General features: G+C 32.6%; 1 protein-coding gene. It reads left to right on the plus strand.

The annotated features are described in order from the left end of the window. The first annotated feature begins 67 nt into the window (after nucleotides 1-67). The gene (locus QRE67_RS08980) at nucleotides 68-11,764 is read left to right on the plus strand and encodes a non-ribosomal peptide synthetase (RefSeq protein ID WP_286124539.1); all 11,697 of its coding nucleotides are present in this window, start codon (nucleotides 68-70) and stop codon (nucleotides 11,762-11,764) included. Nucleotides 11,765-11,815 lie beyond the last annotated feature (51 nt).

The raw sequence follows: 11,815 nt of genomic DNA on the forward strand, positions 1-11,815 counted from the left end.
TTTTTATCTTAATTTTAATGTGATATAGGAGGGAATTCTTGTGTCGAATACAAATAAGTTGGAGACTTTGTTAGATGAGAAACATATAAAACAACTTGAGAAAAATTTAGAAAATATACCCGATCTATTAGAAGTATTGGTTGGGGAAGTTGAAGAAACACCTTCTTTTTATCATTTGTATGATTTGTTTCCAGAGCGTAGAGATATTGGGGAATATGAAGGGAATGTGCTAAGTAATTCTCTTAATAGGGAAAATACTGAGGAACGAGTTCTCTCTATTGCAACAGGGGAAGCAATTAGAGTGGGGTTAAATGAACCAAAAACACTTCCTGAGATATTGTATCGAGCTAGCGATATGTCACCGGATAAAGGTATTACATATATATCTTCTGATGGCACTAAAATGTATGAATCGTATCCTGAATTGCTGGAAAAAGCGCAATGTATTCTAACAGGACTTCGGAAATTAAACATCCAACCAGGTGACCCGGTAATTTTTCAGTTTAGTAGAAACCAAAATTTTATTCCAGCTTTCTGGGCTTGTATATTAGGTGGATTTTTGCCAACACCAGTAGCGATCGCTCCTACATATACTGAGAACAATGCAATAGTGAAAAGGTTGTTCAATTCTTGGGAATTGTTCGAAAATCCGATTATTTTGACAGAATTAGATTTTCTTAAACCTATCAAAGAACTTGAAGATTTATGGGATGTTCCGGAGATAAAGGTGGCAGTAATTGAGGATTTATCTAAAAATGACCCTGACAGAAATTGCGTATATTACAATCGTGATGATTATGCATTACATCTGTTGACATCTGGTAGTACAGGGGTACCTAAGTGTGTACAACATAGTCATGATAGTATTTTAACTCGAGTTCGAGCTACTGTTCAGTTCAATGGATTTACAAAAGATGACATAACATTAAATTGGATGCCACTAGACCATGTGGGTGGTCTTGTTATGTATCATATATTGAGTGTGTATCTAGCTTGTAAGCAGGTTATTCCTACTATTGAAGAATTTGTTGAAAATCCATTAAAGTGGCTTGATTGGATTGAAGAATATAAAGTGACTACAACTTGGGCACCAAATTTTGCATTTGCGCTTGTGAATGACTGTAAAAATAAAATAATTCAAAAAAATTGGGATTTAAGCTCTGTACGACATATTTTAAACGGGGCAGAAGCAATAGTACCTAAAGTCGCTCTTCAGTTTTTGAAAATTCTTGAATCATATGGGTTGTCTCCAGAATGTATGTTTCCTTCGTATGGAATGTCAGAAACATCCTCTGGTATTGTGTTTTCAAAAATGTTACAACGCGACTCAGAGACAAGTGGTATTCATTATATAGATAAAGCGACACTTGCGGATTATCCCAAAATAGTAGATCCAACATATCAGGATGCCATTGCTTTCATTGAGGTAGGTAGTCCTATTCCAGGAGTATCTATTCGAATTGTAGATGAAAAGAATTCGCTAATAGAAGAAGGTCGAGTTGGAAGATTGCAAGTTAAAGGTACAAATATTATGAAAGGATACTATAAGAATCCAAAGGCAAATGAAGAAGTATTTGTAGGAGATGGGTGGTTTAATACAGGTGATTTAGGTTTTTTACGTGAGGGACGATTAACGATTACAGGACGAGAAAAAGATGTAATTATTATAAATGGAAAAAATCATTTTAATTATGAAATTCAAGCTTTTGTAGAAGAAGTTGGTGGAGTAGAGATAACATATTCAGCTGCTTGTGCCTTCTATGATGAAAAAAATGGTACTGATTCTCTAGTTATCTTTTTTGTTCCAAGTAACAATTACAATGAATTTCTATATGGAAATATTATTGAGAGTATACGAGAAAATGTTATTAGGAAAATAGGGATTAATCCAAAATATATTTTACCAATCGGAAAAGAACAGTTCCCTAAGACAAATTCTGGGAAGATTCAACATGCCGAACTAGTTAAACAGTTAGTCAAAGGTGATTTTGATGAAATATTGAAAAAAATCGATATTCAGTTGGAAAATAGACAAAACTTAATTCCTGATTGGATGTACCAGTCAAGATGGATCGCAAAAGATTTGGAATTAGTACAAGAGTTTGAAACAGCAAAAAAAGAGAGTGTGCTGTTGTTTGCGGAGAATTCGGAATTATCTTCGGAGCTCATAAATTCCCTGGGGAATAATACTATCCTAGTAAAGATGGGAACCAGCTTTGAAAAGGTTGCGGTGAATCAATATTATATCCGTGTAGATAAAGAAGAAGATTATAAGCTTTTATTTGCAGAGCTTAAAAGAGATAAGATGACTATATCACATATTTTACACTTGTTTGCTGCATATCCATATAAAGATAAGATTGAAGAAGTAAAAGAATTAAAGAAATCACAAATTTATGGATCATATAGTATTTTACACTTGGTTAAAACATTATCTTTATATAATAATATAGAGGTTAAACTTATAGTTGTTACTACTGATGCACAGATGCTAGAGCCTACAGCGGAATATGCATTTGAAAAATCAACATTGGTAGGGATGATTAAAACTATCTCTCATGAAATGCCTTCTATATCAACTAAGGTTATAGATGTTGCATCTAAAGATGACAAAAAACTTCAGGCTAGTCAAATTGTTCAAGAATGGAATGATATAAAAGAAGGAGTGGTTGCTTATCGAGGGAACAAACGATTTGTACCACGGTTGAAGAAAGTTGAATTATTAAAAGAAAATAAAAATGAAACATTATTGATTGAGAAAGGCTTATACATTATAACAGGTGGGCTTGGTGGTGTAGGACAACAAATTACTAGCTACTTGTTAAAAGAGAAAAGAGCTAATGTTATTTTACTTGGTAGAACTTCCTTGTTTGAAGAACAACATTATCAAGATGGAAATATTAATGAGAGAATTCGTGCATTTCAAAAATTAAAACAAATGGAGGAATATGGGGGTACTCTTACTTATTATGCAGTAGATTTAAGTAATGCTGAAGAGATAGAAGAAATTGTAACTGAAGCAGAACGAAAATTCAGTTGTACACTTACAGGAATTATTCATTTTGCTGGTATTATACAAGAAATTTTACTGAAAGATCAAACTATCAAAAAACTTGAGGAAATGTATGAGGCTAAAGTTTTTGGTTCTTTTGTTTTAAATCAAATTGTGAAAAGGCGTCCGAATGCCTTTTTCTGCGGGAATTCTTCAGTTACAACGTTAAAATCTGGTGTGACTTTAAGTGCATATGTTTCTGCAAATAGCTTTGTTGAGGCTCTTTCTCAGTATCAACGTCACATATTGAATATGAATGCTTTTTGTTTTTCATGGAGTCTTTGGGATAAAGTAGGTATGAGCAATAGAATGGCTATGAAAGACCTGTTGAAGCATCAAGGAAGTATACAAGGATACATGCCAATTACTCAGGAATTTGGTTTATTATCCTTTTTAATGGGATTTAGAACAGATCATTCTCTTCTATATGTAGGACTTAATGGATTGAAGAAAGTGATTGAAGAATTATTAGAGGAACCATTAGATAAGAAATTGTCGTTGAAAGTATTTTTTTCTCTCGTTAAAAATAGTAACAATACTAAATATGTAGTTGGAAAAATATATGAAGCGACTAGAATATTTTTGAAACAACAAGGAATTAATAATGAGCTGAAGCTGTACTTCAACCATCTAGATGAATTACCTAAACTTGCTTTAGGGGTTATAGATAGAAGTATTTTAATAGATTCGAAAGAATTAAAGTCAAAAGCTGGTTATATTCATCGGTATTCGGTAAATGAAAAAAAATTAGTTGAGAAATGGGAAAGCTTGCTGAATGTTAATGGAATTGGTTTACAGGATAATTTCTTTATGTTAGGTGGAAACTCATTAAAAGCTATGCAATTAGTAGCTATGGTGAAAAAGGAGTTCAATTGTGAATTAAATGTACAAGACTTATTTGAAAATCCTACTATTGAAAGATTAATTGGTTTATTGAAGAAAAAGGGAACATCTGCAAATGTTAACAAAATCAACATAACTCCAATAGAAGAGCGGGGAAATGTTTTACCTTTATCTTATCCCCAAAAAAGTCAGTGGGTATTAAATCAATTAGATCCAGAGAGTCCTTATTATAATAATACAATTACTATGAGATTAACTGGGAAATTAAACAAAAGCACATTATATACAGCATTGAAAGAAGTTGTAGCACGCCATGAAGTATTAAGAACAATATTTGTAGAGAAAGAAGGACAACCAGTACAGATTATTGAATCGAGAAGGGATATTGAATTACCTTATATAGACTTGACTATTTATAATGAAGAAAAGAGAGAAAAAATAGCTCAGGAATTAGTACAACAAGAAGCAAATAAACCGTTTCAAATCGCTAAAGAAGTTATGCGCTGTCAGTTGCTTAAATTATATGATCAGGAGTATTTATTAATTATAAATATTCATCATATTGCATTTGATGGATGGTCAGTTGGAGTATTTCAACGTGATTTAGCTTATTTTTATGATGTATTTCATACAGGAAAAGCATTGGAAGCCTCACATATTCCGGTTCAGTACGGTGATTATGCATTGTGGCAAAGTGAGATTTTAGCTGAAAGGGATTTAAATCAACAGATGGAGTTTTGGAAAGAGGAATTATCGGGTGTTATTCCGGTGTTAGAATTACCAACGGATTATCCGAGAAACGTAGTACAGACGAATAAGGGGCGAACAAAAGAGAAGTACTTGTCTCCAGAATTAACTAGAAAGTTATATCAATTCAGTCAGAAACAGGATCGTACATTGTATATGGTGATGTTATCAGCCTTTTCGGCTTTACTAACTCGTTATACAAGTCAAGAGGACTTTGTCATAGGTTCTATTATTGCAAATAGAAATCATGTAGAATTAGAAAACCTTATTGGATGTTTCATTAATACTTTACCAGTGAGGATCGATACTTCAGGAAATCCTACTATGGAAAAGTTAATAGAGCGGGTTGAAAATCGGATTATGGGTATGTATAACAATAAAGATGTACCGTTTGAAAAAATTGTAGAAGAATTAAATTTAAAACGTGATCCAAGTCGTCATGTTCTCTTTCAAGTGCTGTTCGTGCTACAGAATGCACCAATGCAAACTGCTGATATGAATGGTGTTTTGGTAGATTTGCATGTTAAGAATAACAATACATCTAAATTTGATTTAACTCTACAAATATATGAAGAGAAAAATCAATTGCGCTTATGTATGGAATATAATACGGACTTATTTAAGGGCGAAATGATTTCTCGTATTCTTACTCATTATAATAATATATTGGAGTACATGATTGATAATTCACAAGAAGAGATTTCGGCTATTCCTATGTTAACAGAACAGGAAAAAGAAAATTTATTATATAAATGGAATGATACAAAAGTAGAATGGCCTGAAAATAAAGTAATCCATCAGGTGTTTGAAGAACAAGCTATACGTTTCCCTGATACAGTGGCTGTAAAACATGGGAAAAGAAAAATGACTTACAAGGAACTCAATGAAAGAGCAAATCAAGTTGCCTATATATTGCGTGAAAAGGGAGTTAAACCTAATAAGCTAATTGCTATTATGATGGATCGTTCTATGGATATGATTATTGGATTATTAGGTATTTTAAAAGCAGGTGGTGCTTATGTACCAATTGATCCTTCTTATCCTGAAGAACGAATCACGTATATGCTTGAGGATAGCCAATGCCAAATTTTGTTAACTAATGGCGAAGTAAACAAACAAATTGCTTTTACTGGAGAAGTTTTAGATATTCATTGTATAGAAGTTTGTAATAAATTAACATTGAATTTAGCATGTATAAATACCCCTTCTGACCTTGCATATGTTATTTATACATCGGGGACAACAGGAAAACCAAAGGGTGTGCTAATTGAACATAGAAATGTGATCCGTCTCATGTTCAATGCAAAAATGCCATTTAACTTTACTAATACAGATGTATGGACGATGTTTCATTCTTATTGTTTTGATTTCTCAGTATGGGAAATGTATGGTGCACTACTGTATGGTGGGAAATTAATTATTATTCCAAGGGATGTAGCACAAAATCCTCAAAGTTATTTACAAATACTTAAAAATGAGCAGGTAACAATTTTAAATCAAACACCAAGTGCATTTTATAGATTGATTCAAGAAGAAATGCAAAATTCTAGTACAGATCTTAACCTTAGAACGGTTATTTTTGGAGGAGAAGCACTAGCACCAATTCAGATTTTACCATTCTATCAAAAATATAAGAATGTAAAATTTGTGAATATGTATGGTATTACAGAAACAACAGTACACGTAACTTATAAAGAAGTTACAGAGGAGGAAATGAAAAGTAATATTAGTAATATAGGATTACCAATCCCAACTTTAACGGCATACGTGTTAGATTCGAATAAAAACCTATTGCCAGTTGGGGTGCCTGGTGAGCTATATGTAGGTGGAGAGGGACTTGCACGTGGATACCTAAATCAACCTAAACTTACAGCTGAACGCTTTGTTACTAATCCATTTTTAAGCCGTGGATATTTATATCGCTCAGGAGATCTTGTAAAGCGATTAGATGATGGAACTCTAGAATATTTTGGACGTATAGATCATCAAGTTAAAATTAGAGGCTTTCGTATTGAACTAGGAGAAATTGAATCTCAATTACTGCAACATTCAGATATTAAAGAGGCAGTTGTCAATGTCCAAGAAGAAAGTGAAGGAGAGAAATATCTGTGTGCGTATTTTGTGACAGAGAAGGATGTTACGGTTGCGACGTTGCGTACACATTTGTTAGAGACATTACCAGACTTTATGGTTCCAACTTCTTATGTACAATTAGAAGAATTCCCATTAACACCAAATGGAAAAATTGATCTTCGTAAATTATCAGGCATAAAAGAAAATGTACAAAGAGGTACTAAATATGAAGCGCCAAGTAATGAAACTGAACAGGAATTTGTAGGTATTTGGCAAGATGTATTAGGAATTGTAGATATTGGCATAAGTGATAGCTTTTTTGACTTGGGTGGAGATTCAATTAAAGCCATTCAACTTATCAATCGGATAAATGAAACTTGTGGACTACTAGTACAGATTCGTGATTTGTATCAGTATCCAACAATTAGAGGATTGTTAGCATCAGTAAATAATCTTAATATATCAAAAGAAAAAGAAGCGTATGAGAGTGCAATTCATACAACAGAAATGTTAAAACAACAGATTTTTCATACTATTGAGGAAGAAAATGGAGATCTTCAAAAGATAGAAGATCTATATGCGATGAGCGACATTTCTAAAGGAATGATTTATTACAGTTATGAAAATCCTAATTCTGCATTATATCATGATCAGCTAGTATATACAATAAAAGAAAGTGGATTTTGCCTAAATTCACTTCATAAAGCAATGTCTATTTTAGTCCAGAAACACCCAATTTTACGGACTAGTTTCCATATAGATGAATTTTCAGAACCAGTCCAAATTGTACATCGTCAATCTAGCATTGAAATAGAAGAATATTCTTTATTGGCAATGAATGAAAATGAACAAAACAATTGGTTACTTCAATATTTAGAGGAGAATCGCAGACATTCATTAGAGATTACAAGTCCTATGCACTGGGAAATGAAGGTCTTTCATTTAAATGAGAATAGTATTAAGTTAGTGTTTATTTGTCACCATGCCATGATGGATGGATGGAGTGTTGCTTCTTTTATGACAGAGTTAATGAACGTCTATTTGAAAATAAAAATTGGCGAAGATGTTTATTTACCTCCGTTAAAAAATACTTATAAAGACTATGTTGTTGAACAGCTAGCAATAAGGAATAGACAAGATATAAAGAATTATTGGAGACAAGAATTAATTGATTATAAGCGTTTTAACCTTTACTCGTTGTTACCCGAATCCCAACAAGAAAATAAAATTCTTACTGAAGTACTAGATAGAGAATTAGTTCAACAGGCTTTAGATTTGTCTAAAAGGTATAATACAACATTTAAAATGGTTTGTTTTGTAGCATTTACTGCAGCTCTTAATATGTTCTCTTATGAGAATGATATTGTAGTTGGACTTGTTGAAAATAATCGTCCAATCTGTGAGGATGGCGAGAAAATGTTAGGGTGTTTCTTAAATACTGTACCTGTGCGTAGTAAATTTAAGAAAAACATGACTTGGGAAGATATGCTTATTGAAATTGATCGTAAATATGTTGAGCTTAAACTACATGGTCGTTTATCTTTATTAGAAATTATGAAAGCTGTTGAAGAGGAACCACAAGGACAAAATCCATTCTTCGATGTAATGTTTAATTTTATTGATTTTCATATTTATAAGGATTTAGAATATGAAAAATTAATTGAGATTGATTTAGAGACATCGTATGAAAAGACGAATACACTGTTAGATTTTACTGTTTCAACAACCTTAGATGATTATTTAATTCGTATCAATTCAATTTTACCTGACGCAAAAGCTAAACAATTGATGACATATTTTATAGGTGCATTAAGATTAATGACCAAAGATGCAGAAAGAGTGATAGATAAGGCTGATTTGTTATCATTAGAAGAGAAAACGCAATTGTTGATTGAGTTTAACCAAACAGAGAATGTATATCCTATGGATAAACTTATTGTAGAGCTACTAGAAGAAGCTACAGTTGATAATCGTATTGGACTTGTATTTGAAGAGAAAAAACTTACAATTTGCGAAATAAATCAAAAGGTAAATCAAGTAGCCCATGTTTTGCGTAATAAAGGTATAGTAGCAAATCAACCTGTTGGTATCATGATAGAGCGCTCTATGGAAATGGTTATTGGAATTCTTGCAATTCTTAAAGCAGGTGGAGCGTATGTTCCTATAAATCCCAACCTTCCTAAAAAACGAATTGAGTATATTTTGGAGGATAGTAAGGTAGAAGTGTTATTAACAATGTCTTCCTTGACCAATTGTATTTCCTTTACGGGAGAAATTCTTTTGTTAGACAATACACTGCTATACGAAGGTCCAACTTATAATCCAGAGCCAGTAAATGATTTAAATGATATAGCATATATTATTTATACTTCAGGTTCAACAGGGAATCCTAAAGGTGTAATGGTTAAACATAAAAATATGATGAACCTCTTGTATGCGATGGAAGAATTATATCCACTTGGATCACAAGACGCCTATCTTTTAAAAACAAATTATATGTTCGATGTTTCTATCACAGAGCTTTTTGGATGGATTGCTGGTAAGGGGAAACTAGTTATTTTGGAGCCTGAAAGTGAGAAAGAGCCATATCATATTATACAGAGTATTCGTCAGCATAATGTAACACATGTGAATTTTGTACCTTCTATGCTACATTTGTTTTGTTATAAGATTGAGAATTTAGAAGAAAAGCTACCTACATTACGTTATATTTTTGCTGCTGGGGAAGCGTTATCTACTACACTAGCTTCTCAAATAAGTAGCATTTTACCCAAGGTACATCTTGAGAATATTTATGGACCTACAGAAACAACTGTGTATGCTACTAAATATTCAATTGACTCAACTATATCGAATAATATCCCTATTGGAAAACCATTTCCAAATTATCAAGCCTACGTTCTCAATAAGATTGGCCAAATTCAGCCGATTGGAGTGCAGGGGGAATTATGTATTACAGGTACAGGAGTAGCACAGGGATATATGAATCACGAAGACTTAAATAAAGATGTATTTGTTTCGAATTATTTTGGTGAAGGTATGTTGTATAAAACTGGAGATCTAGCATGTTGGTTACCGGAAGGAAATCTTGAATATAAAGGGCGTATTGATGAGCAAATAAAGATTAGAGGAAATCGTGTAGAGATTGGTGAAATTACGAAATGCTTAAGGGACTATCCATATATAGATGAAGCAGTAATTAAGGTGGATAAAGATGAAAATGATACAACATATCTTTGTGCTTATGTTGTGGGACGAACAGAGATTGATTTTACAGATGTTCGTAAGTATTTAAGCGGCATTTTACCTGATTATATGATACCAACATACTTTGTTAGTTTGAAAGAAATGCCTCTTACACAAACTGGAAAAATTGATCGCAAAGCATTACCAAAAATAGAGAAATCTCCGAGATCAACAGATAATATCGTTTCTTCAAGAACTGATATTGAAAAAATCATGCTAGATATCTGGATAGAAGTTCTTAAGGTTTCGCAAATAGGGGTATATGATAATTTTATTGAATTAGGCGGGGATTCAATAAAGGCTATTCAAATTGCATCAAGGTTTAATGAAGCTGGATACCTAGTTTTAGTAAAGGATATTTTAAAGTTACAAACTGTTGCTGATATTTGTGCTAATTTAGATTTATTAGCTAATAAAAAGCAATATGATCAAAATATTATTGTAGGAGAAAAAAGAAGTACGCCGATTGAAAAGTGGTTTTTTGGATTGAATTGGCCAGACCGTGATTTTTATAATCAGACTGTCTTGTTAGATATTCAGGAAGAAATAAATATTGGTGCATTGGAAAAATCATTCCAGCAACTTATTGAACATCATGATGGCTTGCGACTGAACTTTGATTCAGAATCAGGACAACCCTTTTTTAACAATAAACATTTAGAACGCCTGTTTGTGATTGAAACAGTTCAGCTTTCATCTACTGTTGAAGAAGAAAAAGAAATACAACGAATTACTTCACAGTATAAAAAGAACTTTAAAATTGATCATGATCTTTTAGTTAAAGCTGTACTTATCCAAAGTGCAGATGGTAGACAAAAGTTGTTTATTACTATACATCATCTATTGGTAGATGGAGTATCTTGGCGGATTCTTCTTGAAGATTTAGCTTCATTATATTCTATGCGTATGGAAGGCGAAAATCCAAGGTTACCAAGGAAGACCGCTTCAGTCAAAGAGTGGGCTGAATTTATGTATGAGTATAGCGGACGTTTAGAGGTGCTTTCAGAAATAGAATATTGGAATACTATTCTTAGCGAAGAATTTGAACTACCTAATGACTTTGAAACAACTGACTGGAATATGACTCATATGAAATGTGTACAAACAAGATTGAATAAAGAAAAAACTAGTTTGCTAATGAAAGAGGCGCATAGGGCATATCATACGAATATCAATGATTTATTGCTGACAGCTCTAGTGAAAACCCTTTATGATTGGTCAGGAAAAACTGACTTTATGGTTGAGCTTGAGGGACATGGAAGAGAGATAGAAGAAATAGATATTAACCGTACTATTGGATGGTTTACTACTATGTATCCAGTGAAATTACATCTTTCAAAAGGCGAAATAGGGGAGCAAATTAAAGGGACTAAAGAGCAATTGCGCTCTATTCCTAATAAAGGATTAAATTATGGGGTTCTAAAATATTTGCAAAACAAATTAAATGCATCTAATGAGCAAATAATCGAAATACGTTTTAACTATCTTGGTGAACTAGATCAATTTATTACAAATGAACCATTCTCATCGTTAACATTTACAAGTGAAACAAGTGACAGAAATAATATGACGGCTAAATTAGATATTAATTGTTTAGTTAAAGAGGGCTATTTAGAAATTAGTATGTATTATAATAGTAAAGCTTTTGCAGAGGAAACTATAGATAAGGTTAGTAATTTATTTATAAGAAACCTCCAAGATATAATTACAGAAACAATAGCTCAGCAGAGTCAGGAGTTTACAGCCTCAGATTTTGATTCAGCAGATATAAGTCAAGAGGAACTAGATTTTTTATTACTTTAATATAGTCACGATAGTTAGTGATTGTAGATAATCTAAAGGTTCCTTGCTAGG

The sequence above is a fragment of the Bacillus sp. DX3.1 genome, assembly GCF_030292155.1.
In the GTDB taxonomy this organism is placed as follows: Bacteria; Bacillota; Bacilli; order Bacillales; family Bacillaceae_G; genus Bacillus_A.